Below are 26,296 nucleotides of genomic sequence, written 5' to 3'. Positions count from 1 at the left end.
TGCCTCCCCGATCGTCGCCGCAGCCGCGGCCCCCAGGTTGATGAGGTTCCGATGTCGCACCCGCTCCCGTCCGCTGTTCATCCGGCCGCGCCGATGCGCCGCAATCATCCGATGGCGTGGGCCATCGCGGTCGCACTGGGCAGCATGGTGGCCCCGGCCAGCCAGGCGCAGCAGGCGTTCAGCCCGGGCTGGTTCGCCGAACGGGGCGCGGCTCAGGGCAGCGCGGCACAGAGTGGCCGGATGCCCAACGGTGTGCCGATCCAGTTCCAGTTGCCGGCCCAGCAGCAGGATGCAGCACGGCAGAAGCTGCAGCAGTCGATCGACAATCTCGGCACCGCGGCGCAGGCGATTGCCTTGCAGCAGCGCTTGCAGGAACAGGCGCGGCAGGCGCGCCGCGAGGCTGGCTTCATCGTTGCCGATGGCCTCGGCAAGGACGGCCTGAGCGTCGACCAGAACCCGCTGACCCGCGGCTGGCTCAATGCGCGCGAGGCGATCCAGTCGCAGGGCAGCGACGGGCGGGTGCAGGTCACGGTCGAGCAGACCGCGGACAAGGCAATCCTGAACTGGGAGACCTTCAACATCGGCGGCAACACCACGCTGAACTTCCTGCAGAACCCTGACTGGGCCGTGCTGAACCGGGTCAATGATCCGCAGGCGCGGCCCAGCCAGATCCTGGGCCAGCTGAAGGCCAATGGCACGGTGTTCGTGGCCAACCGCAACGGGGTGGTGTTCGGCAACAACAGCCAGGTCAATGTACGCAATCTGCTGGCGGCTGCAGCACGGATCAGCGATGCGCAGTTCCGCGACAATGGCCTGTACAGCCCCGACGCCAGCAGCAGCGCGCTCAGCGATGCATTCGGCAAGGTGATGGTGGAGCAGGGCGCCCGCATCGCGACCCATGAGCCGACCAGTGCGACGCGCGGCGGTGGTTACGTGCTGCTGGCCGGGCACAGCGTGGAGAATGCAGGACATATCGAGGCGCGCAAAGGCCAGGTGCAGCTCGCTGCCGGTGACAGTTTCGTGATCCGGCGCGGCGTGGGTACGGCGACCAATACCAGCTCCACCACCCGCGGCAATGAAATCGCGCCGCGCTTCATCGCTGGCAGCACGGCTGGCAGCGTGCGCAACACCGGCCTGCTGCGCGCCCGCGAGGGTGACGTGACCCTGGCCGGGCGCAGCGTCGAGCAGGCCGGTGTGGCCGTGGCCAGCACCACGCTTGCGCAGCGCGGCACCGTGCATCTTCTGGCTTCGGCCAGTGATGCCGGCAGCAGCGTCACGCTTGCCGATGGAGCCACCACGGCGGTGCTGATCGAGGACGATGGCAAGGCCACGGTGCTGGATACCCAGCGCAACAGCCTCATCAAGGAGTCGGCAGAGCAGGACGCGATCCGCGCCGGCGCGCGCTCGGCAACTTTCGACAATCTGTCCCAGCACAATGATCGCCGGGACCAGTCGCGGGTGGAGATCGTTTCGGGTGGCAACATCCATTTCAGTGCGGATTCGCTGACGGTTGCCACGGGCGGCCAGATCATCGCCGATGCGGCGGCCCGCAGCTACGTAGGCGACGCCGCGCGCGTGGACGTGTCCGGCGCAGTGGGCGTACAGGTGTCGATGGAGAGCAACAATGTCCAGGTCAAGGTGCAGGGCAACGAACTGCGCGACGCCCTGGACAACCGCGACAGCGGCAAGCTGACCAGCAGCGAAGTCTGGGTCGACCGCCGCAGGCTGGTCCACGTTCCGGCCGGTACCGGGGGCTACGAGGGTGAGCGCTGGTACGCTGCAGGCGGCCTGCTGGAAGTGGGTGGCTATCTCGACAACCAGGGGCACTCGATCGGCGAATGGGCCGCGCAGGGAGGCACCGTCCTGCTGGGCGGCAGGGAAGTGATCACGCATGGCGGCTCACGCATCAACCTTGCCGGCGGCAGCCTGGATGTGCAGAGCGGCGTGATCCGGCAGAGCTGGGTGCGCGGCGTCGATGGCCAGGTCTACCGCCTTGATGATGCGCCGGCGGAGATGCTGTTCGATGGGTTGTACAGGGGCCACGAAGTAAAGCAGGAGCGCTGGGGCATCACCGAGACCTTCCGTGATCCGATCGTATTCGCGGCGCAGCGTGTCGATAATGGGTACACGGTCGGCCGTGATGCAGGACGCCTGATCGTCTCCGCACCCACTGCGGTGCTGGACGGGAAGGTTGAGACTGCCACCTTCCAGGGCGCGCAGCAGAACCGCAGGCCGGATACCGGGTTGGACGGCTATGCGCAGGCGCAGACGGCGGTCGCGCGCAATGCGCAGCTGTACCTGGGGCGCTACGACGGCCAGGGTCGCAGCGGTGTGTTCGGCTCGGAGGTGCGCCTGGATGACAAGGCTCCGACGAAGGCGGCGTGGTCGCTGCTGGCGCCGGTCAACGAGGAGCGGCGTGACACAGTGTGGCTGGATACCGCAGAGCTGAGTGCCCAGCAGTGGGGACGGATCGACCTGGCGACCGCCGATCGCATCCGCATCGATGGCAGCCTTCGCCTTCAGGCAGGCGGACAGCTCAATCTGACCGGCAGCGAGGTGGAACTGGCAGGCGACATCGGCATTGCCGGCGGCCAGCTGTCGGCGGGCAACCTGCTGGACGTCCAGGGCCGGCCGACGGCGCTGCTGCACGATGGCCGCGCCCGCACCGCCATTGCCGACGGCACGCGGATCGATCTCTCCGGTGAATGGAGCAATGCGTCACTGGCGATGCCGCTCGACGCGAGCGGTGCCTGGACGGATGGCGGTCGCCTGAGCCTGAGCAACAGTCATGACGTGGTCGTGGGCGCCGAGGCAACGGTTGACGTGGAGGCCGGCGCCGCGTTGGACCTGCGCGGCAAGGGCCGCATCGGCAAAGGGGGCAGCGTCAGCCTGCAGGCGAACAGCAGCACAGTTGCGACCGACGGCAGTGGCCGGGTGCAGCTGGGCGAGGGGAGCCGGTTCAGTGGCCGTGGCCAGGGCAGCGGCACGTTCTCGCTGGGCACCGGTGGCCGGGTGCGGGTGGGCGATGCGGATCCGGCGGACCCAGCAGCGCTGCAGGTGGATGCCGGCCTGTTCGGCAGTGGCTTTGCCCAGTACGACATCAATGGCCATCAAGGGCTGGAGGTTGCCGATGGCACGCAGCTGGCAGCGCGCATGCCGGGCCTTCGGATGACCGCAGACGCGCGCGTCGCGACGGACCGGAAGGAGGCACTGGAGAGCTGGCTGGCACCGCTCTACAGTGCCGATCCGATGAGCGGGCTGGTCCGCCAGCGCAGCGGTGCCAGCGTGAGCCTGCGCTCGGATCGCAACAGCGTCGGCGGCGACCTGCGGGTGGGCAAGGCCGCACTGATCGAGGTCGACCCGGGGCAGGCGATCTCCCTGCTCGGCGCCGGCAACATCGATGTGGAAGGCACGCTGCGTGCGCAGGGAGGACGCATCAGCATCGACGATGTGCGCCTGCCGACCACGCTCTATGCCGGGCAGCGGAGCGAGCGGACCTGGCGGTTCGCCGATGGTGCGCTGCTGGATGCCAGTGCGGATGCGGTGTCACTGGCCGACGCCGGTGGCCGCCTGCAGGGACAGGTGCGGGCGGGGGGGCGCATCGAGATCGGCGGCGCGCTCGACTGGGAGAGCTCCGCGTCGGTGGACAACCGTCCGCCTGAAGCCTTCGTCGTGCTCGAGCGTGGCGCGCAGCTGCGGGCAGCGGGCGCCTCGGCGCCGTTGGATGTCGACGGGAAGGGGCGCACCCGGGTAGACAGCGACGGCGGGCAGATCGTGCTGCGTTCGGCCAACGCTCTGTACCTGGACGGCGCAATGGATGCCTCTGCCGGCGGCAGTGGCGCGCATGGCGGCACCTTGGGCGTGGCCTTTGGTGGCAGCGTTCATGCGCGCGGCGCGAGCAAGGAGGTGCTGCGCGCGCGCGGCATTACGCTCAGCCAGCGCAGCCCGGCCGACGCGGTGCTGCCGGACCGGCTGGAGTATGGGCACGCGGCGCTGTCGGTGGAGCAGATCCAGGCCGGTGGCTTCGACACCCTGTCCGTATTCGGTGACGTCCGCGCGGAGGGCGATGTCGACCTGCGCATGGGCCAGAGCCTGCGCATCTACGGACAGGGGCAGTCAAGCCTCGGCATGGCCGTGGCAGCACCGCAGTCCAGCGGCATTTCGCTGAGTGCTCCGCACCTGCTGCTGGCACAGTCGCACTGGCAGTCGCTGCCGGGTGAGAACCTGGTGGTCACCGATACCGTGGCGTCGGCTGCGGAAGGCGACCACGTGCTGTCGGCGAGGGCTGATCTGATCGACATCCGTGATGTCACCTGGCTGCCCGGCTTCAACCAGGTCGTGCTCGACAGCCGCAGCGACGTGCGGCTGCTCAACGCGGTGTCCAACGGCGGATCGATCAGTGCGTTGATGGCGAGCGGGTCGATGGACGTGAGTGCCGCCCGGCTGTACCCCACCTCCGGTGCGACGGGCTATCTGGTCGCGGGTGCGTCTGCGGCGACCGTGGCGACGCCCGGATACTGGTCAGATCCGGATGCGGTGCTGCGCATCCGGGGTACGGGTACGGCGGCGACCACTCCGCCCGAGTCAGCGCTGGGCGCGTTGCAGCTGGTGGCAGCCACCGTGCAGCAGGGCGGCAACGTGCAGGCGCCGATGGGGGCGCTGCAGCTGGGCGGCCTGGTCCTGGGCGGCACACGCGCCAGCCGGGTGGAGCTGCTGCCGGGCAGCATCACCTCCACCAGTGGCGCAGGTCTGGCGCTGCCCTACGGCGGTACCGTGGACGGTGTGTCGTGGAGAAGGGGCAGCAGCAGCCTGGAGTCACTGACGCCGGCCGGCATTGCGTCCAAGGGCGTGACCCTTACCGCCAACGACGTGGATGTGCATGCCGGTGCGCTGCTGGACGTGTCAGGTGGCGGCGAACTGACCGGCGCGGCATTCGTCTCAGGCCGCGGTGGCTCCGTCGACGTGCTGCGCACCGCGTTGGCCGATGCCAACCCGCGCTATGCGTTCAGTGCCTCCGGCAACCCGGTGTACGCGATCGTGCCGGGACGTGCCGGCAGCTTCGCACCCAGCAGTGATGATGGCTTCGCTGCTCCAGCGGTGGGCCAGCAGATCACCGTACCCGCCGGCGTTCCCGGCCTGCCTGCGGGCACCTACACATTGCTGCCGGCGAGCTTTGCGCTGCAGCCGGGTGCATTCCGCGTCGAGCTGGGCGCGATGGGGACCTCCGGCGTGCCACAGCCGATCCAGACCGGCACCGGTACCTGGCGCGTGTCCGGCCGGCAGGGATCGGCACTGGGCGGGGTGGCGTCGCCGCTGCTCACCGATATCCTGCTGACGCCGGCGGCGGTGGTACGCCGGCATTCCGGCTACAACGAAACCAGCTACAACAGCTTCGTGCAGGCCACCGCCGACCGTCGTGGCGAGGCGCGCGGCTGGCAGACCATCGATGCGCTGGGCCTGACCCTGGCACTGGGTGAAGGCGCTGGTCGCGAGGGAACCGCGGCCATCGACTTCGCCGGCACGGCGCGTTTCTCCGCGGCCAATGAAAAGGGACGCGGCGGTACCTTGGTCGCCACGCTCGCCAGCCCGGCCGTGGGTTCGCTGGAGGTCGCTGCTGCCGGCAGTCCGTCGCAGGCGCACGATCGCGGCGCGACCTTCACCGACGACGCACTCAATGCGCTGCGGCCGGAACGCATGGTGATCGGCGGACAGTTCAACGAGTCGGCTTCGCTGGTGGCGGTGTCCGGCTCGGTGCGCGATGTGGCGATCCGCTCCGGTGCGACCCTGCAGGCACCGGAGATACTGGTGGCTGCGGCGTCCGGTGGCAGCGGCATCCTGGTCGAAGCCGGGGCGACACTCGACACCTTGTCTTTCGCACGCGACAGCGCGTCCGCGCCGACCGTGCCCTATCAGGTCAATGGCGGCCTGCTGGCCGTCTCGAACCAGCGCCTGAACCTGATCACCGGTACGACCGGTGTGGCGGCCGGGCCGGTCGCGATCGACATCGGCGGCTGCCAGAACGACTGCGAAGGCGAGGCACGGCTGGTGTCCGATGGCAGCATCGGGGTGGCCACCGATGGTGTGCTGCAGATGCGCGATTCCGCCCGTTATGGCACGCGTCAGCTTGGCGTGAGCATGGCGGCGCTCAACCTCGGCACCGCCGAGGCGATCGCGCAGGCGGCGGCCGCAGGGGCGTTGCCAAATGGCATGACCATGAACCAGTCCGTGCTGCAGCAGCTGCTGCGCGGCAATGATGCCACCGGCGCACCGGCGCTGGATACGCTGAGCCTGGTCGCACGGGATTCGGTCAACGTCTTCGGCAGCGTCGACCTGGATGCGCGCGACAGTGCCACCGGCCGCGGTGGCCTGCAGACGCTGGTACTGGGCGCGCAGGCCATCCATGGCTATGGTGCGGCGAGCGACCGTGCGCGCATCCTGGTGGACACACTGGTCTGGGACGGTTCGCTGGCGGCGACGCAGGCGCCGGGCAGCGATGCGTCGGTGCCGCCGGCCGATCCGATGGTGGACCGGCTCGGCGCGGGGCAGCTGGACATCGTCACCCGCAACCTGCAGCTGGCGCGCGCCCCGTTCAGCCGTCCCAGCTCCGAGGTGCCTGCCAACCGTCAGGTACTCGGATTTAGTGCGCTGAACCTGAGTGCTTCGGAGCAGCTGTCGTTCTCCGCGCAGGGCACGCTGGACGTGTTCCAGCAGCGCGGCGACTATCTGGCCGACAAGGGCTGGCAGTACAGCGGAGGCAGCCTGGGTATCGATACACCGCTGTTGACCGCCGATCCCGCCGCGCAGCTGCGCGTGCGCACCGGCGGCGACTTCCGCCTGCAGGGGGGCACCGGTAAGGCGGGTGGCGATGCACTGGGCAGTGAGCTGAGCATCGACGCCAACCGGATCACGCTGGACAGCACGATCGCGCTGGCTTCAGGACGGCTGTCTGCGAACGCGCGCGAGGGCATCACGCTTGGCAGCCGGGCGGCGCTGGACCTTGCCGGGCGCAAGGTCTCGCTGTACGACGTGGACAAGTTCAGCTGGGGCGGTGATGTCCTGCTGTCCAGCGACACGGGGGACATCCGCACCGATGCGGCCTCCCGCATCGATGTTTCCGCCCGCAACAACCGCGGCGGGCGCATGACGGTCACCGCAATGGCCGGCCGAGCCGATCTGGCGGGTGATCTGCAGGGCACCGCCAGTGGCCGCTACGATGCCGGTGGCACGCTGGTGCCCTACGACGGTGGTGAACTTGTGGTGCGGGCACGCCAGCTGCAGGACTTCACCGGCCTCAACCAGCGATTGACCGCCGGCGGCGTCGTCGGTGGTCGCAGCTTCCAGATCGGTGAAGGCGATCTGCGGATCGGCGACGAAGTGAAGGCGCGCCGGGTCGACATCAGTGTCGACGCGGGCAGCATGACCGTGGCCGGCCGCATCGACGCCAGCGGCGAGCAGGTCGGCAGCATCCGCCTGTACGCCCGTGATCAGTTGCAGGTGGACGGCACGCTGGACGCGCACGGTACCGGCCTGCGCGTGGACAGCCATGGCAAGATCATCGACAGTCCGAACCGGGCCACCATCACGCTGGGCAGCGCCGAAGGCACCGTTGGTCTGGGCAGCGCGGCGCACCTGGACATGCGTGCAGGCAGCGACGTTGCCCTCGGTGACGTCCCTGGACAGAACGACGGCATGGCGCGGGGCTCGCTGAAGATCGATGTGCCGCGGCTGGGCAGCAACGACGCTGCGATTGCTGCGGCCAGCGGCCTGCGCATCGATGGCGCGGCCGACATCCAGCTCGATGGTGTCCGTCGCTACGACGATGCGCCCCTGGCCAGCACCGCTGATGTGCGCGGCAACCGCGCGCAGCTGGTCACCCAGCAGTGGCTGGACCAGGTGGTCGATCCGCACAGCGTGGCCTGGATCGATGGCGCGCTGGGCAATCCGGATCTGCAGCAGCGCACCGCCGCGCTGGGCGACGTCCGCCTGCGTCCCGGCGTGCAGGTGGTGGCGCGGCGCAGCGAGGCCAATCCCGAGGGCGACCTGACCATTGCCGGCGACATCGATCTGTCCGGCTACCGCTACGGGCCCGAAGCCAACCGCGCCGATCCATCGCGGCGTGGCTTCGGTGAATCGGCTTCGCTGGTACTGCGCGCCGAAGGCAACATCAACGTCCATGGCAGCATCAACGATGGTTTCGCACCGCCGCCGTCCACGCCGGACGAGGGCGGTTGGCAGTTGTATGAGGCTCGCAATGGCAGCGCCGGGCACACCCCCTTCGGTGGCGACCTGGTGGTGCCGGTGGACGGAGTGAAGCTGCAGCCCGGCACCGAGTTCCAGGCCGGCACCCGCCTGAACTATGACGTGCCGGTCGAATCGGTAACGCTTCCGGTCGGTACCGTGCTGCCCGCGCCGATGGTGATCTCGCAGACCCTGCGCCTGCCTGCGGGCACGGTGCTGGGTGCGGCGGTGACCACCGACTCCGGGCAGACGCTGGCGGCGGGCACCGTGCTGCAGAAGCCGCTGGTGCTGGCGGCCGGTGCGCGCCTGGGGGCCGGCTTCCGCCTGCGCAGCGCCGTACAGATGGCGGCACAGGAGTGGCCCGCCGGCGCGGTGCTGCCGGTTGCGCTGCGCCTGGCACGCGAAGTCGAGCTCAAGGTGGGCGCCTACATCCCATCGTTGACCAAGGTGGAGCTGCCCGGCAACGGGCCGGTGAATCTGCGGCCGGCCGATGCCAACGGCAACCAGGGGCGCAACTGGGCGCTGGCGCCGATGCTGGCCGAGGGCACCACATCTTGGGACCTGACCGTGGTTGCCGGTGCCGATTCCGGGGCGGCCGATCCACGCAGCCGGCGCTGGGGCGCCGAAGGCAGCGTGGTGCTGGCCGACACCCACCAGGGCTCGATCGGTACGGTCAAGACCGAAATCATTTGGGTGGGTGATCGTGCGTTGACTGAGCGGGCATCGCTGGACTGGATCGGCGACACCTCCTATGCGGGCCGTCCGATCGCGGAGCTGGCCGACATGTACGGCTTCACCGAAGATGAGTTCTGTGCGATGTCGGCTGACTACTGCGGCCCGGCCCCCCGCCAGGTGGCCGCGCAGGGCTCGCTGGATTACTGGGGCGATGAGTCCTACGTGGGCACCCCTGCGAAGGACTTCGCGGCGATGTTCGGCATGACCGAAGACGAGTTCTGCAGCACCGCACCCAGCTACTGCGCCGGCGGTGGCACGCAGACCGAAGTGACCACCTACGGCAAGCGCGCGGGCACGCCGGCCTGGAGCGTGCTGCGCACCGGCAAGGGGGACCTGGAACTGCTCGCTGCCGGTGATGTCGTGATGAAGTCCGGCTTCGGTGTGTACACGGCGGGCACTCCCACCACGCTGGGCGAGGGCCGCGACGCTGCCTTCAATTCGCCCCGTGCAGCAGCCCCCAGGAACACCGCACTGCTGGGTCCGAACCTGGTGCCGGGCAGCTATGATGCCGCGTTGGCCGGCTATCAGGCCTGGTATCCCGATCATGGCGGCAACCTGCGCGTCGAAGCCGGGCGAGATATCGTCGGTGACGTCTGGACCGGGCGCGCAGAGTCGGGCACCAGCGAGCGTGACTGGGCGCTGTACTCCAGTGCCGCGGTCGGCAATTGGCTGTGGCGGCAGGGAACCGGCAGCACCACCGGCGTGGAGCCGGTGCCGACCAGCTGGTGGGTGAACTTTGGCGCCTACACCAACGTGTCCGCTGCTGCTGGCGCCTCTCCGCGGATGGTCGGCTTCACCGGCTTCGGTACATTGGGCGGCGGCAACTTGACGCTGGAGGCCGGGCGTGACGCCGGCGTGCGCGATGCGATAGGTGACGCGCTGGACTCGACGATCGCACCGCGCTCGGGTGCGATCATCGCGGCGGTGGGATCGACCGGCCGGGTCAGCGATGGCCAGCTGCACCTGACCGGCGGCGGCGACCTGCAACTGCGTATCGGTGGCGCACTGAATCCGAATCTGCGGGCGACGTTCTCCAGCCTCAATGCCTCCAGGGCGGGACAGAATCTCGACCTCAACGGTACCTTCAGCAATCTGCGTGGCAGCCTGCAGCTGGATGCGGGACGCATCGGTGCAATGGGCGTCACCCTGGAAAGCTACGCGACGCTGGGCCAGCTGCGTGCGGCCGATCTGTTCGCCGCCGACGCCGCTCGCCCGATGGGCGGGCCGGTGCTGGTGCTGGGCGATGCGGTCGCGCAGCTGCAGGCGCGGGGTGACGTCGTGCTCGGCGGCGTCGCCGATGCCGGTCGGGTTCCACTGGCCAACTACAGCGCGGTGGTGCACGACAACGGCAGCCGCGCTGCGGGCAGCACCTGGTTCTCCCTGTGGACCGACACGACCGCCGTGGACCTGTTCAGTGCCGGTGGCGACCTGGCGCCGGGCCTGGCCGGGCCGGATAACGTGACCGGCAGCAATCTGTGGCCCGAGCAGGTTGCGCTGGCACCGGGCAGCCGGGAGGAGCTGCTGAACTACTGGCTCTATCCTTCGCGCTTCAGTGCCATTGCTGCGCAGGGCGACATCAAGCTGGACCGGATCAGCACCACGCCGGGGACGCAGGATGTGATCCTGCTGGCACCCTCGGCGACAGGACGGCTGGACGTCCTGGCCGGTGGCGGCATCTTTGCCCAGCGTGGCGCGACCCAGATCGCGCGCTCCGCCAGCGACGCGCGCCTGCCGGGACCCTTCGACCCGGCATTCATGGCCGAGCAAGGGGATTCCAGCGGCAATGTGACCCGCTCGCGGCACAACCTGTCGGTCGACGGCAACATTGCATCGCCGGAGGCATCGCTTCCGCTGTTTGCGTTTGGTCCGAATACTCCGCTGTCCACCGTGTCTGCGGCCCTGGCGCCGAGCCGTTTCTACGCGGTGCAGGGCGACATCATCGGTCTGGCCACCGGCGCCCAGCGCGCGCTGAATGCCAACGTCGGGCAGCGCACGCAGCTGAACTGGTTCGAGGCCGCCGGCGCCGTGCAACTGCGGGCAGGCCGGGACATCCTCGGGGTGTCGATGACCGCGCTGAACACCGCGCCCACCGACATCACGGTGGCGGCGGCGGGCCGCGATATCGTGCATCTGAACGCGACCATCGCGGGCCCCGGCAACACCGAGATCAGTGCCGGCCGCCAGCTGCGCCAGGAGGATGCGGGCAGCATCGTCAGCCTCGGTGGCATCGTGCAGGGCGACACCCGTCCCGGTGCCAGCATCGCGCTTGCGGCCGGCAGCCAGCAGATCGATTTCGCGGCCCTGCGTGCCCGCTATCTGGACCCGGTCAACCTTGCCGATCCCGCGCAATCGCTTGCGTCGCAGCCGGGCAAGGCAGTCAAGGTATACGACCAGGAACTGAAGCAGTGGCTGCAGCAACGCTTCGGCGTGGCTGCCGACGGTGACGGGGCGCTGGCTGCGTTCGATGCGCTGCCGCAGGAACAGCAGCGCATCTTCCTGCGCCAGATCTATTATGCCGAGCTTCGCGAAGGTGGGCGCGAGTATACCGATGCAGAAGGGCCCCGCTTCGGCTCCTACCTGCGCGGGCGCGAAGCCATCGCCACGCTGATGCCGGACAAGGATGCGACCGGTGCGACGATCGACCGGACTGGCGATATCGTGATGTACGGCGGCTCCGGCGTGCGCACCGAGGCGGGCGGCCACATCGAACTGATGGCGCCGGGCGGCCAGATCGTGGTCGGCGTACAGGGCGTGGTGCCGCCTGCCAGCGCTGGCCTCGTCACCCAAGGGCAGGGCGATATCCGGCTGTTCAGCCAGGACAGCGTGCTGCTGGGTCTGTCGCGGGTGATGACGACGTTCGGTGGTGACATCCTGGCCTGGTCGGAGCGGGGTGACATCAATGCCGGACGCGGTTCGCAGACTACGCTGCTGTATACGCCTCCGCGTCGCGTCTATGACGGCTGGGGCAATGTGATCCTGTCGCCGCAGGCTCCCGCCAGCGGTGCTGGCATCGCCACCTTGAACCCCATCGCCGAAGTATCGCCGGGCGACGTCGACCTGATCGCGCCGCTGGGCACCATCGATGCGGGCGAAGCAGGCATCCGTGTCTCGGGCAACATCAACCTCGCCGCGCTGCAGGTGCTCAACGCGGCCAACATCCAGGTGCAGGGTGAGAGCAAGGGCCTGCCGGTGCTGGCCACGGTGAACGTCAATGCGCTGGCTTCGGCCAGTGCAGCGGCGAACAGCGCCAGCCAGGCGGCACAGGACGTGATGCGCAAGAGCCAGGACGACGCGCGGCGCAACCAGCCATCGGTGATCAGCGTGCAGATCCTCGGCTTCGGCAGTGGCACCAGCAGCATTGCGCCGCCGGCACGCGGTACCACTGCCAACAGCGGCTACGACGCCAACAGCGCCTTCCAGTTCCCGCAGGCAAGCCGCGACGAAGGCACGCAGCGCCGATAGGCATAGCACGCCCCGGTAGGTGCCGACCTTGGTCGGCACGCATTGCCCGATGCAGCGCATCGGGCTGCAGCATCGGGCCAGCCGCCAGGGAGCGGTGGCGGCCCCAGCCAGGACGGCACGGAGGGCAGGGAGAGGCCATCAGCGGTGAGGACCACCGACACAGCGCCGCCGGGTGCAGGAGAGCACCCGGCGGCAGGAGGGACGCGCGCATGTGTCACGGTAGATGCCGACGTTGGTCGGCAGTAGATCCACGCCATGCGTGGATGGCTTGGCCAGCTTCAGTGCCGACCAAGGTCGGCACCCACCAGAGCAGACCGCGCAGCAGGAACAGGCTCGGCAGTAGATCCACGCCATGCGTGGATGCGGTGCCACGAACCAATCCTAAAGTTCCAGCACCCGCCGGTAACTCAACGGCCCACGCCCATCGCGCAGGCCCAACCGCAGTTCAAGTCCGGTGGCCGGCAATACCTCGCCCTCGCTCGGCAACACGGCCCATCCCGTTCCAGGCTGCCACGCCCGCACCTCGAACCGCTGCACATCGCGCGCCACCGCAATGCCTCTCGATTGCTCAGGCGCTGGCAGCGGATACCGGTCTGTAGCCGCACCACTGGCCCGCCACAGCGTGCTGCCCTGCCGCCACCAGCGCACCCGCTGCCAGTGCAGCCCATCACTGCCGACACTGCGGGTGATTTCCAGCGCGAAGCTGCCATCCGGGTGCCGCTCGCTTACCAGCGACGGGGGCAGCAATCGCTGCGGACGATCTGCCGGGCGCACTGCGCCATTCATCAGCGCATCGTCGGCACGCATTTCAACATCGCGCTGGAACTGCTGCAGCACGCGCAGCGCCGTCGTGGTCTCGGCATCGGCCTGGCGCAGGCGCTGATCGCTGTTGGCCACGCTGTCCAGCGCACGCCAGCAGATCAGCGCCAGCACGCCCATGATGGTGATCGCGATCATCACCTCGATCAGGGTGAAGCCACGCACGGCGCGCCTCATTGCGCCGCAGTCCACGGCAGCTGCATGCGGACCAGCGACTGCCGCGGTGCATCTTCGGCCACCACGGTCAGTTCCAGTTGCGGCTGCCCGTCGCTGCCGGTGCCCAGATGCTGCAGGACCAGGAAGCTGCCGCGTCCCTGCACACAGTGCTGCCGAGCATCCTGCGGCGGCTGCCCGGCGAGGCGCAGCTCCTGCCAGCGGTCCTGTGCACACAACAGCGCCAGGCGACGGTCGCGCAGCCGTGACTGATCGTCGGTCGCCACTGCCACCGAGCGCATCACCGCAGCCAGTGCAATCGATACGATCGCCAGCGCGATCAGCACCTCGATCAGGGTGAATCCGCGCGCCGTCTGCTTCACTGCACGACCTGCAACTGTCCGCTGCCATCATCACGAAGACGCAGTGCGCGGCCGTCCAGCGACAGTCCAAGCTCCCAGGCGGTACCGATCCACTCCGGGCTCAGCTCGATGGCGTTGGTGGGCTGCACCGTGATGCCTGCAGCCTGCCACTTCTGTGGACGCAGCAGATCATCGCGTTCAACGGTGACCCAGCGGCTGCCTTCGAGGCGGCTGAAACGATAGCCGGCGGCGTCGGCCTGCCAACGCAGGGGGCGGCCATCGATGCGGGCCTCGTCGCGCGCCACCTGCAGGCGCTGCGCCAGCCGCTCGCCTTCCTGCCGCAGCTGCCGGCCCGGGTCGAGCAGGCTGCCCAAGCCCAGACCGATCCCGGCCGTGCAGATGCCGATGATCACCAGCACCACCATCAGTTCCAGCAGGGTGAACCCACGCGGCACACGCTGCATCGACGTTGCCTCCTGTCCTGGCCGATACCTGCCAGCGTAGGCCCGCATGATGAAACAAAAGCGTCAGCCGCACCTGCTAGCGTGGGCGGACACGAACGTGGCGATGATGTGGAACATGGACGGCAGGCGCTGGGATCGGAATCGGATGTTGACCCTGCTGGCGGCGACGCTGCTGCTGGCCGTGGTGGCCTACTGGAGCGTCACCCTGTCTGCGGTGGCGCCAGCGGCGGCCGCGAGCGAAGCGCATGCCGAGGCGCCGATACGGCCGATGTTCGATGCAGTGGCCAGCCTGCCACTGGTGCGGCTGCTGTCTCCCGGCGCGGTGCAGACCGAGGTGGTCGTGCTGGGCGTGATGGCGGGTGACCATGCGCCATTGGCCCTGCTCTCGGTAGATGGACGCCCAGCGGAAGCGTATGCGCCCGGCCAACGACTCGGACCCTGCACGGTACTGGCCAGCATCAGCGCCAGCGCTGTGGAACTGAACCAGGCCGGGCAAACGCGCAGCCTGCCGGTGCCTGAGCTGCCGCCGGTGCCGACCGATGGCATCGTGCCGGGCGGGTCCCTGTAGAGCCGAGCCCGCGCTCGGCTGCGTCTGGAAGAACAGTCGAGCAAGGCTCGACTCTACAAAATCCAGTGGAGCATGGCTCGACTCTACAAAATCCTGCCGAGCGCGGGCCCGGCTCTACAGCTGCGCAGGCTCAACGCGCCGGACGCTGCGGTTCCACCGAACGACCAAAGGCATCGCCCATGCGCTGTCGTGTGCCTTCCAGGTTGTACTGCATCAGCTGGTTGCCCGGCTGCCGCATCAGGCGTTCGGCTTCAGGCAGCGCCGGTGACTTCGCCGATTTCGGCGCCGGAGCCAGTTTGAGTTGCAGGCACTCCCAGGCGGGGATGCGCTCGCCGTTGACCTGTACTTCGATGCACGGCGCGGCATCGTCCTGCTTCTTCGCCTCTCCGGCCCAGGCCGATGGCAACGCCAGCAACAAGGCAAGGGCGAGGGCAGGGCGAAGGCCCGCCTCCAACGACTCACTCATCTTGAATCTCCTGCGAAAACCGACGCTCAGCAATGAAGACGTATGGCGAAGACAGTGTCCGCCTGCAACTGTTCCGGCGCTGTCAAAAGATGACAGTACTGTCACAAAACTATTGGCGGTTTTGACGCGACGTACACGTCCTGTTGATAGACCCACGCGCCGCTCCCTGGCCACTCCCTTCGATACGACGCGATGCCTTCGATGACTCCTGTTCCGTGCCGAGCCGTCCGCCTTCCGCTGCGCCTGCATCCGCTGGTGCTGGCTCTGGCCGCGATGCCGCTGCCATTGTTCGCGCAGGACGCGGCGCCTGCGCCCAGCGTGAACATCAATGAATACATCGTGCGCGGCAACACCGTGCTCGATCCGCGCCAGATCGAACGTGCGGTGGAGCCGTTCCTCGGCCCGGGCAAGACCCTGGCCGATGTCGAGAAGGCGCGCGATGCCGTCAATGCGCTGTACCAGCAGGCAGGCTACCAGTCGGTCTACGTCGAGCTGCCCGAGCAGCAGGTCAGTGGTGGCGTCGTGCTGCTGAAGGTGCAGCAGACGCCGATCGGGCAGCTGCGGGTCGTAGGCACGAAGCACGAATCGCCCGAACGCATCCGCGAACGCGTGCCGGCACTTGCCGAGGGCAAGGTGCCGGACTTCGACCAGGCGCAGAAGGAACTGACCGCGCTGAATGAAGGCGGACGTCGCCAGGTGATGCCGCTGGTGCGAGAGGGCCAGGTGCCGGGCACGATGGATGTGGACCTGCAGGTCGAGGAGAAGTCGCCGTGGCGTGCCAGCGCGGCGCTCAACAACGACCACAGCGCCGATACCGAGAAGCTGCGCCTGAGTGCATCGCTGGCCTACGACAACCTGTGGAAGCGCGGCCATAGCGCCAACATCGGCGTGTACCTGGCGCCGGAAGATACCAAGCAGGCCAAGGTGTTCTCGGCCTCGTACATGATGCCGTTCGAGGGCACGCCGTGGAGCCTGGAAGCGTCCGGCTACAAGTCCGACAGTCGCGTGCTGAACGCGGGCGGACAGGTCGGTACCGGCACCGGAACCAATGTGATCGGCAACGGCCATTCGATCGGCCTCAAGCTCAACTATCGACTGGTCGGCAGCAGCCAGTGGTGGCGCCAGCTCAGCCTCGGCGTGGACTTCAAGGACACCGAGGAAGACACGCAGATGGGCAAGGAGAGCCTGAAGACGCCGCTGAAATATGCGCCGATCACGCTGGCCTTCGTCGGCGTGCGCCAGGGCGAGCACGATCAGCTGAGCATCAACACCCAGCTGGTGGCCGGCACCCGCCGCCTGTTCGGTTACGGCAGCGACGCCACCGCCTTCGGCCAGAAGCGCTACTGGGCCGACCCGAGCTTCGTGGCGTTCAAGGCCGATGTCGCCAACACCCATACCTTCGGCAGCGACTGGCAGTGGTACGCGCGCGGCTCGCTGCAGGTGACCGACGCGCCGCTGGTGTCGGCCGAGCAGTTCGCCGCCGGTGGCATGTATACCGTACGTGGCTATCTGTCGGCCGAGGCGATCGGCGACTACGGCGGCCTGGCCAGCCTGGAATGGCGCACCCCGGCGTGGTCGCTGTGGAATGGCAGCGATCTGCGCGTCTACAGCTTTGCCGACGCGGCCTACCTGCGCCTGCGCCAGCCGCTGCCCGAACAGCGTGACAAGTACAACCTGGCCTCGGTCGGCCTGGGCGCGCAGCTGCGCCTGGGTGAGCACCTGCAGCTGCGCCTGGACTACGCCTGGCCCTATGCCGATGGCCCGGTCACGCGCAAGGACGACCCGCGCCTGCATTTCAACATCAGCACCAGTTACTGACCCATCCCTTGAACATGCGTTCTCCGGAGACCCTTCGCATGGACCGTTTGCTTTCCCGAGTGTTGCTGCTGCTGGCCGCGCTGGTTGCGTTGCCTGCTGCTGCGGCCGATGCCAATTGGTGGCAGGCCGAATGGAAGTACCGCAAGCCGATCACCGTCGACGCCGGCCCGCAGGGCGCGGGCCTGGCCGGTGACCCGGGCCGCACGCCGCTGCTGCTGCGCCTGCATACCGGCAACTTCGGTTTCGACGGTACCCAGGACGCGGGCAACGACCTGCGCTTCGTGTCGGGCGATGGCCGCACCGTGCTGGCCCATCAGATCGAACAGTTCGATCCCAAGCTGGGCCTGGCCCTGGTCTGGGTGGACGTGCCGGCAGTCAGCGCCGCCGCGCCGCAGACGATCTGGATGTACTACGGCAATGAGAAGGCACCGGCCAGCGGCAACGGCCAGCAGGTGTTCGACCCGGACTACACGCTGGTCTACCACTTTGCCGAGGCCAATGCGCCGGCGCGCGACACCACCGCTTACGGCAACAACGCCGGCGCCGTCGTGCCGCCGTCCGAGGGCGCGGTGATCGGTCGTGGCGTGCAGCTGGGTGCGGGCCCGCTGCCACTGCCCGCCAGCGCGTCGCTGGCCCAGGAAGCGGGTGCGCCGCTGACCGTCTCGGCCTGGATCAAGCCGGACAGCAACAATGCCGCGCAGGCGATCTACGCCCGTCGTGATGGCGCGTCCGAGCTGGTGCTGGGTATCGAGAACCGGGTGCCGTTCGTGCAGCTCAACGGCCAGCGCAGCACGCCTGCACAGCCGATTCCGGAAGGGCAGTGGGCGCACGTGGCGCTGACGGCGGAGAAGGGCGCGTTGCAGCTGTACCTCAACGGCCGTGTGGTGGCCCAGCTGAGCGGCGAGCTGCCGGCGCTGGGCACCGCGCCGGTGGTCGGCGCCGATGCCCCGGGTGCGGCGCAGCCGCTGGCCAACTTCGAAGGAGCGCTGGATGAGCTGCGCGTCTCGCGGGTGGCACGCCCGGCGGCGCTGCTGCTGGCCGACGCCACCGCGCAGGGCGCCGATTCACGCTTGATCAGCTACGGTGCCGACGAGCAGTCGGCTGGCCAGAGCCACTTCGCCTTCATCCTCAAGGCGATGCCGTTCGATGCCTGGGTGGTGGTCGCCATCCTTGGCCTGATGATGCTGCTGTCGTGGGCGATCATGATCGCCAAGAGCCGCCACTTCGGCCGTACCAGCAAGGCCAATGCGGTGTTCACCGAGAGTTTCGGCAAGCTGTCCGGCGTGCCGCTGCGCACCCTGTCGGACATGGATCGCCAGGGCAAGGCACCGACTGCGATGCACGATGGCTCGTTGTGGCGCATCTACCAGGTGGCCATCGAGGAAATGCAGCAGCGCCACCAGCGCGATGGCAACAGTGGCTACCTGAGCGGCGCCACCATCGCCGCGATCCGTGCCTCGATGGATGCGGTGATGGTGCGCGAGCAGGAAGCAATGGCACGGCGCATGAACTGGCTGTCGACCACCATCGAAGGCGCGCCCTACGTGGGCCTGTTCGGCACCGTGATCGGCATCATGCTGGTGTTCGTGGTGGCGGCGATGGCCGGCGCGGTGGACATCAACTCGGTGGCGCCCGGCATGGCCGCGGCGCTGCTGTGTACCGCTGCCGGCCTCGGCGTCGCGATCCCGGCATTGTTCGGCTACAACTACCTGGGTGCGCGTGCCGAAGCGATCGGCGCCGACATGGCGGTGTTCATCGACGAGTTCGCCGCGCGCCTGGCCGAAGAGCAGGACGGGCGCGGCCCGGCCGCGGTCCAGGGCTGAGGGGCGCGCCATGGGCCAGAAGGCGAAGTTCGGCATCAAGAAGCGCGAGAAGGGCATCAACGTAACGCCCTTCGTCGACGTGCTGCTGGTGGTGCTGGTGATCTTCATCCTGACCAGCAACGCCTCCATTCCCGGCATCGAGGTCAATCTGCCGAAGGCCAGCAACAGCGTGGCCCTGGAAAAGCCGAAGACCAAGGCGATCACCATCGACCCCAGTGGCCAGGTGTTCCTGGATGCCTATCCGGTGACGATGGCCGAGCTGGAAGACCGGCTGCGTACCGAACGCGCGACCACGCCGGATTTCCCGGTGATCGTGCGCGGTGACGCGCAGGTTCAGTACGCCCGCGTGGTCGAGGTGCTGGACCTGCTGCGGCGCCTGGAGCTGGCCCAGGTCGGCCTGGTCACCGGCAAGGCGCAGGGCTGAGGCATGACGGCCCATCAACCCCCTCGACCGGAGCCCGGCATGCGCGGTCGCCAGTTGCTGGTGACCCTGGCACTGGTGCTGGCCGCGTTGCTGGTGCTCGGTATCGCGGTGTGGTGGCTGTTGTTCAAGGACACCGCCAGCACCCGCCGGCCGGTGGTGCAACCGCCGATGCTGGCGCTGCCAGCCCCTCCGCCGCCGCCCCCGCCGCCCCCGGAAAAACCCCCGGAGCCGGAGACGCCGCCGGAAGAGACGATGCCCGAGCCGGAACCGCTGGATCAGCCGACGCCGGCCGAAGAGCCGACGCCGACGCCGGATAACAGCGATCCGGTGACGATGAATGCCGACGCGCAGGCCGGTGGTGACAACTTCGGTATCCAGTCCGGCAGTGGTGGCGGTTCGTCCGGCGTTGGCCGTGGTGGCGCCGGCAACGCTACCTACGGCCGCTACCTGGGCTACCTGATGCAGCAGGCGATCTCGCGCGACGACAAGGTCAAGCGCCTGGCATTCCAGCTGCAGGTGAACGTATGGCTGGCCAGCGATGGCCGCCTGGAAAAGGTCGAGCTGGTGCGTGGCAGTGGCAACGAGGAGGCCGACGCGGCCGTGCTCGATGCACTGCGCCGCATCGGCAAGGTCGACCAGGCACCGCCGCCGTCGCTTGATTTCCCCGCCCGCGTCCTGATCCAGGGCCGCCGGCCCGGGGCCTGATTCCCGACCTCCGTGATTTCCCTTCTTTCGATGAGAACCGTGATGAACGACCACGTCCGCGCACGAACCGACTCCCGCCGCCCGCGGCCGGCCCGACGGGCGCTGCTGTGCTGCGCCGTGCTGCTCAGCCTGGCCGCCCCGGCCGGTGCGATGGCGGCCGAAACCACCATGGTCAAGCTGATCAAGGGCCTGATCGCCAGCGGTGCACTGAAACCCGAAGACGGCCAGGCACTGCTGGTACAGGCCGAAGCCGAAGCGGCGGCCGCACAGCGCACTGCAGCCACGGACAGCGCCGCGGCGAGTGGTGGCGTGGCCCTGGAGGCCGGTGACGTGCGCGTGCCGTACGTGCCGCAGAGCGTGCGCGACGGTATCCGTGACGAAGTGCGCCAGGACGTGATGGCGCAGGCGAAATCGGAAGGCTGGGCGGCACCCAACGAAGTGGCCGAGTGGACCAAGCGCATCAAGGTCACCGGTGACATGCGTGTGCGCAGCGAGTCGCGCTTCTACTCCGAGCGCAACAGCGACATCGTGAGCAACTGGTCGTCGATCAACGCCGGCAACGGCTTCGACACCAATACCAATACCAACCTGCAGCTGCCGCCGCTGCTGAACACCCGCCAGGACCGCCGCAACCTGTGGCGCATCCGTGCCCGCCTCGGCATCGAAGCGACCATTGGCCAGCACACCACGGCGGGCGTGCGCCTGGCCAGTGGCAGCAGCAATGGCCCGGTGTCGACCACCGAACAGCTGGGCGGCGGCCTGAGCAAGAAGGACGTGTGGCTGGACCAGGCGTGGCTGGCCTACAGCCCGGCGGACTGGGTGACGGTGCGTGGCGGCCGCTTCGGCAATCCGTTCTGGACCAGCGACACGCTGTTCTCCAACGACCTCAACTTCGATGGCCTGGCCGCGAACCTGAAGTATGACTTCGACGGTGGCGACCTCGACCTGTTCGGCAACCTCGCGGTGGTGCCGCTGGAATACACCTCCGACAGTTCGCCCAGCCAGAGCCGGGTCAAGACCCCGAACGAGAACAAGTGGCTGTCCGGCGCGCAGGTGGGCGTGAACTGGCGCTTCAAAGACGACAACGCGCTGCGTGCTGCGCTGGGCTACTACGACTTCAAGAACATCAGCGGTCGCCTGTCCTCAACGTGCTCGCTGTACTCGGGTGCGGTGGGCTGCGACACTGACTGGTCGCGCCCGGCGTTCATGCAGAAGGGCAACACCCTGATGCTGATCCGCGACATCGCGCGCAATCCGCTGGACCCGGCCAACACGCCCACCCCGCAGTATGTCGGCCTGGCCTCGGCGTTCCGCCTGGCCACGCTCAACCTGCGCTGGGATACGCAGCTGGCGCAGGGTATGGGCCTGCGCCTGGATGGCGACTACATCCGCAATCTGGCCTACGACAAGCAGGCCATGTTCAATCGTGCCAACAACGGCATCGTCAACAACTACGGCGCCGGTGGCACCGCCAGCATCGATACCTTCCGCAGCGGCGACACCGCGTGGATGGTGCAGGCCACCTTCGGTGCCACCGAGCTGAAGGAGAAGGGCCAGTGGCAGGCGCTGCTGGGCTACAAGCACATCGAGGCCGACGCGCTGCCCGATGCCTACAACGATCCGAACTTCCACCTGGGCGGCACCAACGCCCGCGGCTACTACGTGGGCGGTGCCTATGCGCTGGATGCGCGCAGCTGGATCAGCGGCAAGTGGATGGCGGCCAAGGAAGTGTCCGGTGCGCCGCTGTCGATCGACGTGTTCCAGCTGGAGTTCAACACCGGGTTCTGAGTGGCGAGCGTGATGCGGATCACGTAGTGCGTGGCGGGGGCGCAGCGATGCGCCCGTCTAAGGAAAGGAGACCACGCGTTGCACATAAGGAGGAGTGGATGAGCCGTCGCAAGCTGTTCGAGAGTCCCGAACCGTCCAGCCAGATGCTGGGTGTTGGACCGGCCTATGTTTCAGTGGAGGGCCTGCGCCAGCACCTGGCCGAGTTCCTGCTGTATGCGGGCCGGCCGGTGGTGATCATGCGCGGGCGCAGCGAAGTGGGCTATTTCCTGCCGGCGCGCTGCTGGCGCCAGCGTGACGATGATCCGCTGGCGGCGGCTGCCGCCGACCAGCTGCTGGATGCGGCCGGTTTCCAGGCCGAGGACATCCAGCAGGTGGAGCAGGAATTCAACGCCATGCGCCAGCGCACCGTGCTGCATTCGCGGCGCTGAAGCAGATCCACGCCACGCGTGGATGGGGTTACGCTGCGCCCCCGCGCTCACTGGTGATGCGCGCACCTTCGCGCATCACCAGCGTCACCGGGGTCTTTTCCACCACCTCCAGCAACCGCTGCCACTGCGCATCGCTCAGCTCGGCGCTGGCATGCAGCACGCGGTGCACGTGGAAGCGTCCATCTTCGTCGCGTTCCGAGCGCAGCTCGGCATGGAACTCGCCCAGCTCCCAGCCCTTGCGTTGCGCATACATGCGCAGGGTGATGGCGGTGCAGGCGGCCAGCGAGGCCAGGTACAGATCGAAGGGCGCGAAGCCCTTGCCCTGACCGCCCAGCGAGGCGGGCTCGTCCGCGTCTACATCAAAGCTTCCATTGCTGATGTGGTGCAGGTAGTTGTCGCCGGTCGAAACAATGCGCGCGTAGGCCATCACATTCTCCATCTGTCTCTAGCGTCGAGCCACGCTCGACCAAACCCACTGTAGCGTCGAGCCATGCTCGACTGCTCCCAAAGGCGGCGCCAGCCAAGGCCAGCGCCGCCACCCAATCACTCGGTACGATCGTACGAGAACTGGATGCCTGCCGTACCACCGGTTTCGATGAAGAGGTTCATGAACGCCGGCACCGTTTCCGAGCGGGCCCAGTCGCGCTGCAGCTCGCAGAACAACTGCGGCACGCTGATCAGCTGGCCCCCGGCCTGTTCGATGCGGCGCAACGCGGCATCATGCGCCGCCAGCGAAGTGCCGCCAACGGCATCGACCACCACGTACACCTCATAGCCTTCCTTCAACGCATCCAGGGCCGGGAAAGTCAGGCAGGCTTCGGTCCACAGTGCGGTCATGATCAGCTTGCGGCGGCCGGTGGCCCCCACCGCCTTGCGGAACTCGACGTCTTCCCAGGAATTGATGGTGGTGCGGTCGTAGGTGGGGTAGTCGCCCAGCACCTTGCGCAGCTGCGGAATCGGCGGCTTGTTCAGGCCGGTCTTGACGTTGACCGTCGAATGCACGATCGGCAGACCGTAAGCCACAGCGGCCTTGGCGGTGCCGACGATGTTGTTGACCAGCAGCTGGCGGTCCATCGAGGCGATGGAGTTCACCTGCACCGGCTGGTAGTCGATGATGATGAAGGCGGAATTCTGCGGGGTCAGCAGGTGGTCGCTGGCCGGGTCGCGGATCGGTTCACTGGACATGATGGGTCTCCGGTTGGGAGGAGTGCCGGCGGAGGGCCGGCACCCCGGGGGCAGCTCAGCTGCGCTGCGAATCCAGCTGCTCCTGGTTCTTCTGCACGTCCTGCGCCTTCAGGTAGCTTTCGATCAGCAGCTGGTAGTTGGGGAAGATCTTCGTGTAGACCTCGGCCCACTGCTGGGCATCGTCGCGGTTCCAGCTGCGCTGGATCTCCGAGGCCACCGCGGCGGTGTCCATCGGCACCACGCCGGCCTGCACCACGCGGGCCAGGGTGATCTCTTCGGCCATCTTCGAATAGGTGCCCGAGGCATCGATCACCGCGAACACCTGGTAGCCATCGGCCACGGCGGCGATCGACGGGAAGGCCATGCACACGCTGGTGATGGTGCCGGCGATGATCAGCTGCTTGCGGCCGGTGGCCTTCACCGCAGCAACGAATTCCGGGTTGTCCCATGCGTTGATCTCACCCTTGCGCGCCACGTACTGGGCATGCGGGGCCGCGTCGTGGATCTCCGGGATCAGCGGGCCGTTCGGGCCCTGCGGGACCGAGGCGGTGGTGATCACCGGCATCTTTGCCAGCGTGGCCATCTTCGCCAGCGCAGTGGCGTGGGCGCGCACGCTGGTGAATGGCATGTCACCTATGGTCTGGAACAGGCCGCTCTGGTGGTCGATCAGCAGCATCGCGGCGTTGTCCGGATCGATCACCGGGCGGGCACCATTGAAGTTGGCGGGGGTACTCATGGTCAGTCTCCTGGGGAAGGTGGGCGATGGCCCATTGGCGCGACGGGTCATCGCCCGCCGCGCGGAAGCGCTCAGTGCGCGATCTGGCCGAAGCGGCCGCTGTTGAAGTCGTTGACCGCCTGTGCGATCTCGGCCTGGCTGTTCATCACGAACGGGCCATAGCCCACCACCGGCTCGTCGATCGGCTCGCCGCTGAGCAGCAGCACAGTGGCGTCGCTGTCGGCGTCGACGAACACGTCCTCGCCGCTGCGATCGAAGGTGACCAGCTGCGCCTCGCCGACCGGCTGGCCGCCGTTGATCCGGACCTGGCCCTTCAACACCACCAGCGCCAGCGTGCGGCCATCGGCCACCGGCAGTTCGGCGTGGTGGCCCTGCTGCAGGCGGATGTCCCAGACATCCATCGGCGTGTGGGTACGTGCCGGACCGGCGTGGCCGTCGAAGCGGCCCGCGATGACACGCAGGCGGCCGGCGCCTTCAGGCAGATCCACCGAGGGAATGTCGGCGTCGAGCAGGGTCTGGTAGCCCGGTGCGCCCATCTTGTCCCGCGCCGGCAGGTTCACCCACAGCTGCACCATGTCCAGGGTGCCGCCGCGCTTGCTGAATTCCGGCGTATGGAATTCCTCGTGGAGAATGCCGGAGGCAGCGGTCATCCACTGCACGTCGCCCGGGCCGATGGTGCCGCCGGCACCGGTCGAATCGCGATGCGCGACCTCGCCTTCATAGACGATGGTGACTGTCTCGAAACCGCGGTGCGGATGCTGGCCGACCCCACGCGGGGTATCGCTGGGCGCGAAGCTGTACGGGCCGGCATAGTCCAGCAGCAGGAACGGGCTCAGGTGCTGGCCGTGGGTGTTGTAGGAAAACATCGAGCGGGCGGGGAATCCGTCGCCTACCCAGTGCGGGCGGGGGGCGCTGTAGCTACCGGTGACACGCTTCATGGCGATCTCCTGGCCGGGGCTGCCGGCCGCTGTTCTTCGTTGCAGGAGACGATATCGTCGCGACAATTGGGCCGGTAGACGCCAATATTTGCCGTCATAGTCCTATCTGGTGAACAATGGCGGCAGGCCGTGGGCCGCAGGAGATCGCCCCGTGTTCATCGCAGATATCCGCCGTTGTGACCTCAACGATCTGTTCTATTTCGCCATGGTGGTCGAGCACGGCGGCTTCTCGCAGGCCGGTCGGGCGCTGGCCATGCCGAAGTCGAAACTGAGCCGGCGCATCGCGCTGCTGGAAGAACGGTTGGGCGTGCGCCTGATCCAGCGCTCGACCCGGCGTTTCTCGGTCACCGAGGTCGGCCAGGACTACTACCGCCATTGCAAGGCAATGCTGGTCGAGGCCGAGGCGGCCGAAGAAGCGATTGCGATGTCACGCGCCGAGCCGCGCGGCACCATCCGCCTGGCGTGCCCGATCGCGATCCTGCACGCGCGCATCGGCCCGATGCTGGCCGACTTCCTGGCCCTGCACCCCCAGGTGACGGTGCAGCTGGACGCCACCAACCGCCGCGTGGACGTGGTGGGCGAGGGTGTGGACGTGGCGATCCGGGTACGGCCGCCGCCATTGGAAGACAGCGACCTGGTGGTGCGCGTGCTGGCACGCCGGGTCTGGTGCACCAGTGCCAGCCCGGCGCTGCTGCAACGGTTGGGCACGCCGCAGGTGCCGGCCGACCTGGCGATGATGCCGACCGTCGATCTGGCCTCGCCCAGTCAGCAGCATGTGTGGGAATACAGTGGGCCCGGCGAGATCCAGGCCAGCGTGCATCACCGCCCGCGCCTGGTCAGCGATGACATGATCGCGTTGCGCGCAGCCGCGGTGGCCGGGGTCGGGCTGTTGATGCTGCCGCGGATGATGATCACCGATGAGCTGGAGAGCGGGGCGCTGCTGCCGGTGCTCCCCGAGTGGGTGCCGAAACACGGCATCGTGCATGCGGTGTTCCCTTCGCGGCGTGGGCTGCTGCCGGCGGTACGCGCGTTGATCGATTACCTCGCCGAGCGTTTCGAGGCGTTGGACGAACCGTAGGCTCCGCATCCACATCCACGCATGGCGTGGATCTACTGGATCCGGCGCCGCCTGGGAGATCCACGCCATGCGTGGATGATCCTGGTGCCGCGCGACGGGCCTTCGC

The 26,296-nt window shown here is 68.1% G+C and carries 17 protein-coding genes; 9 read left to right on the top strand and 8 right to left on the bottom strand.

Annotated features, from left to right (window positions below; translation table 11 throughout):
• The first annotated feature begins 51 nt into the window (after positions 1 to 51).
• Complete coding sequence (locus tag ACSYS9_RS13530) at positions 52 to 12,435, top strand: filamentous haemagglutinin family protein (protein ID WP_071227955.1); 12,384 nt, start codon at positions 52 to 54, stop codon at positions 12,433 to 12,435.
• 381 nt (positions 12,436 to 12,816) lie between these two features.
• Here ACSYS9_RS13530 and ACSYS9_RS13525 read toward each other — a convergent pair whose 3' ends face one another.
• The 3 genes from ACSYS9_RS13525 to gspH are packed head-to-tail and all read right to left on the bottom strand — an operon-like array spanning position 12,817 to position 14,233.
• Positions 12,817 to 13,431 (bottom strand): prepilin-type N-terminal cleavage/methylation domain-containing protein, encoded by a 615-nt coding sequence (locus ACSYS9_RS13525; RefSeq protein ID WP_071227956.1) that lies wholly within the window; start codon positions 13,429 to 13,431, stop codon positions 12,817 to 12,819.
• Positions 13,428 to 13,790, bottom strand: a complete 363-nt coding sequence (gene gspI / locus ACSYS9_RS13520; RefSeq protein ID WP_071227957.1) for a type II secretion system minor pseudopilin GspI — start codon at positions 13,788 to 13,790, stop codon at positions 13,428 to 13,430. Before gspI ends, ACSYS9_RS13525 begins: the two co-directional genes overlap by 4 nt.
• Positions 13,787 to 14,233 carry a type II secretion system minor pseudopilin GspH gene (gene gspH / locus ACSYS9_RS13515; protein ID WP_071227958.1) on the bottom strand — a complete coding sequence of 149 codons (447 nt, stop codon included), beginning with the start codon at positions 14,231 to 14,233 and terminating at the stop codon, positions 13,787 to 13,789. Before gspH ends, gspI begins: the two co-directional genes overlap by 4 nt.
• 103 nt (positions 14,234 to 14,336) lie before the next feature.
• On the opposite strand from gspH, the gene ACSYS9_RS13510 reads away from it, so the two are divergent.
• Positions 14,337 to 14,801 carry a general secretion pathway protein gene (locus tag ACSYS9_RS13510; RefSeq protein ID WP_177179494.1) on the top strand — a complete coding sequence of 155 codons (465 nt, stop codon included), beginning with the start codon at positions 14,337 to 14,339 and terminating at the stop codon, positions 14,799 to 14,801.
• A gap of 130 nt (positions 14,802 to 14,931) precedes the next feature.
• On the opposite strand, the gene ACSYS9_RS13505 is transcribed toward ACSYS9_RS13510, so the two are convergent.
• Positions 14,932 to 15,267 (bottom strand): hypothetical protein, encoded by a 336-nt coding sequence (locus tag ACSYS9_RS13505; protein WP_071227959.1) that lies wholly within the window; start codon positions 15,265 to 15,267, stop codon positions 14,932 to 14,934.
• Between the two features lie 201 nt (positions 15,268 to 15,468).
• Here ACSYS9_RS13505 and ACSYS9_RS13500 point away from each other — a divergent pair, with 201 nt between their 5' ends.
• The 6 genes from ACSYS9_RS13500 (at position 15,469) to ACSYS9_RS13475 (ending at position 22,253) form a co-directional block, all read left to right on the top strand.
• Positions 15,469 to 17,085 (top strand): ShlB/FhaC/HecB family hemolysin secretion/activation protein, encoded by a 1,617-nt coding sequence (locus ACSYS9_RS13500; RefSeq protein WP_071227960.1) that lies wholly within the window; start codon positions 15,469 to 15,471, stop codon positions 17,083 to 17,085.
• Between the two features lie 38 nt (positions 17,086 to 17,123).
• Positions 17,124 to 18,908, top strand: coding sequence for a DUF2341 domain-containing protein (locus tag ACSYS9_RS13495; RefSeq protein WP_071227961.1), 1,785 nt, complete (start codon positions 17,124 to 17,126; stop codon positions 18,906 to 18,908).
• Between the two features lie 10 nt (positions 18,909 to 18,918).
• Positions 18,919 to 19,332: an ExbD/TolR family protein gene (locus ACSYS9_RS13490; RefSeq protein WP_005409874.1), complete on the top strand. Its 414-nt coding sequence runs from the start codon at positions 18,919 to 18,921 to the stop codon at positions 19,330 to 19,332.
• 39 nt (positions 19,333 to 19,371) lie between these two features.
• Positions 19,372 to 20,037, top strand: a complete 666-nt coding sequence (locus ACSYS9_RS13485; protein WP_071227962.1) for a cell envelope integrity protein TolA — start codon at positions 19,372 to 19,374, stop codon at positions 20,035 to 20,037.
• 42 nt (positions 20,038 to 20,079) lie between these two features.
• Positions 20,080 to 21,825 (top strand): putative porin, encoded by a 1,746-nt coding sequence (locus ACSYS9_RS13480; protein ID WP_071227963.1) that lies wholly within the window; start codon positions 20,080 to 20,082, stop codon positions 21,823 to 21,825.
• A gap of 98 nt (positions 21,826 to 21,923) precedes the next feature.
• A complete protein-coding gene (locus tag ACSYS9_RS13475) occupies positions 21,924 to 22,253 on the top strand; it encodes a hypothetical protein (protein ID WP_005409871.1) in 330 nt (109 codons plus the stop codon).
• Positions 22,254 to 22,281: 28 nt separating this feature from the next.
• Here the strand turns inward: ACSYS9_RS13475 and ACSYS9_RS13470 are convergent, their stop codons facing one another.
• The 4 genes from ACSYS9_RS13470 to ACSYS9_RS13455 form a co-directional block, all read right to left on the bottom strand.
• Positions 22,282 to 22,680, bottom strand: a complete 399-nt coding sequence (locus ACSYS9_RS13470) for an OsmC family protein (RefSeq protein ID WP_071227964.1) — start codon at positions 22,678 to 22,680, stop codon at positions 22,282 to 22,284.
• A 116-nt stretch (positions 22,681 to 22,796) separates the two neighbouring features.
• On the bottom strand, positions 22,797 to 23,438 hold the full coding sequence (locus tag ACSYS9_RS13465; protein ID WP_071227965.1) for a hydrolase: 642 nt from the start codon (positions 23,436 to 23,438) through the stop codon (positions 22,797 to 22,799).
• A 55-nt stretch (positions 23,439 to 23,493) separates the two neighbouring features.
• Positions 23,494 to 24,174 carry a hydrolase gene (locus ACSYS9_RS13460; protein WP_071227966.1) on the bottom strand — a complete coding sequence of 227 codons (681 nt, stop codon included), beginning with the start codon at positions 24,172 to 24,174 and terminating at the stop codon, positions 23,494 to 23,496.
• 71 nt (positions 24,175 to 24,245) lie between these two features.
• On the bottom strand, positions 24,246 to 25,112 hold the full coding sequence (locus tag ACSYS9_RS13455; RefSeq protein WP_071227967.1) for a pirin family protein: 867 nt from the start codon (positions 25,110 to 25,112) through the stop codon (positions 24,246 to 24,248).
• Positions 25,113 to 25,263: 151 nt separating this feature from the next.
• On the opposite strand from ACSYS9_RS13455, the gene ACSYS9_RS13450 reads away from it, so the two are divergent.
• Positions 25,264 to 26,190: a LysR family transcriptional regulator gene (locus ACSYS9_RS13450; RefSeq protein ID WP_071227968.1), complete on the top strand. Its 927-nt coding sequence runs from the start codon at positions 25,264 to 25,266 to the stop codon at positions 26,188 to 26,190.
• The last annotated feature ends 106 nt before the right edge of the window (positions 26,191 to 26,296 follow it).

Origin of the sequence: Stenotrophomonas sp. STK17_22, assembly GCF_051983905.1 — a bacterium.
GTDB lineage: Bacteria > Pseudomonadota > Gammaproteobacteria > Xanthomonadales > Xanthomonadaceae > Stenotrophomonas > Stenotrophomonas maltophilia_A.
Note: the sequence above shows the minus strand (reverse complement) of the source record. Positions and strands in the feature narration are given on the sequence as shown.

What these genes read in the sequence shown, in the direction of transcription:
- ACSYS9_RS13470 (WP_071227964.1), bottom strand. Translation starts at nt 22,680, where the DNA reads ATGGCCTACGCGCGCATTGTTTCGACCGGCGACAACTACCTGCACCAC.
- ACSYS9_RS13500 (WP_071227960.1), top strand. Translation starts at nt 15,469, where the DNA reads ATGACTCCTGTTCCGTGCCGAGCCGTCCGCCTTCCGCTGCGCCTGCAT.
- ACSYS9_RS13485 (WP_071227962.1), top strand. Translation starts at nt 19,372, where the DNA reads ATGCGCGGTCGCCAGTTGCTGGTGACCCTGGCACTGGTGCTGGCCGCG.
- ACSYS9_RS13455 (WP_071227967.1), bottom strand. Translation starts at nt 25,112, where the DNA reads ATGAAGCGTGTCACCGGTAGCTACAGCGCCCCCCGCCCGCACTGGGTA.
- ACSYS9_RS13490 (WP_005409874.1), top strand. Translation starts at nt 18,919, where the DNA reads ATGGGCCAGAAGGCGAAGTTCGGCATCAAGAAGCGCGAGAAGGGCATC.
- ACSYS9_RS13510 (WP_177179494.1), top strand. Translation starts at nt 14,337, where the DNA reads ATGATGTGGAACATGGACGGCAGGCGCTGGGATCGGAATCGGATGTTG.
- ACSYS9_RS13480 (WP_071227963.1), top strand. Translation starts at nt 20,080, where the DNA reads ATGAACGACCACGTCCGCGCACGAACCGACTCCCGCCGCCCGCGGCCG.
- ACSYS9_RS13505 (WP_071227959.1), bottom strand. Translation starts at nt 15,267, where the DNA reads ATGAGTGAGTCGTTGGAGGCGGGCCTTCGCCCTGCCCTCGCCCTTGCC.
- ACSYS9_RS13460 (WP_071227966.1), bottom strand. Translation starts at nt 24,174, where the DNA reads ATGAGTACCCCCGCCAACTTCAATGGTGCCCGCCCGGTGATCGATCCG.
- ACSYS9_RS13495 (WP_071227961.1), top strand. Translation starts at nt 17,124, where the DNA reads ATGGACCGTTTGCTTTCCCGAGTGTTGCTGCTGCTGGCCGCGCTGGTT.
- ACSYS9_RS13465 (WP_071227965.1), bottom strand. Translation starts at nt 23,438, where the DNA reads ATGTCCAGTGAACCGATCCGCGACCCGGCCAGCGACCACCTGCTGACC.
- ACSYS9_RS13525 (WP_071227956.1), bottom strand. Translation starts at nt 13,431, where the DNA reads ATGAGGCGCGCCGTGCGTGGCTTCACCCTGATCGAGGTGATGATCGCG.
- ACSYS9_RS13530 (WP_071227955.1), top strand. Translation starts at nt 52, where the DNA reads ATGTCGCACCCGCTCCCGTCCGCTGTTCATCCGGCCGCGCCGATGCGC.
- ACSYS9_RS13475 (WP_005409871.1), top strand. Translation starts at nt 21,924, where the DNA reads ATGAGCCGTCGCAAGCTGTTCGAGAGTCCCGAACCGTCCAGCCAGATG.
- gspH (WP_071227958.1), bottom strand. Translation starts at nt 14,233, where the DNA reads ATGCAGCGTGTGCCGCGTGGGTTCACCCTGCTGGAACTGATGGTGGTG.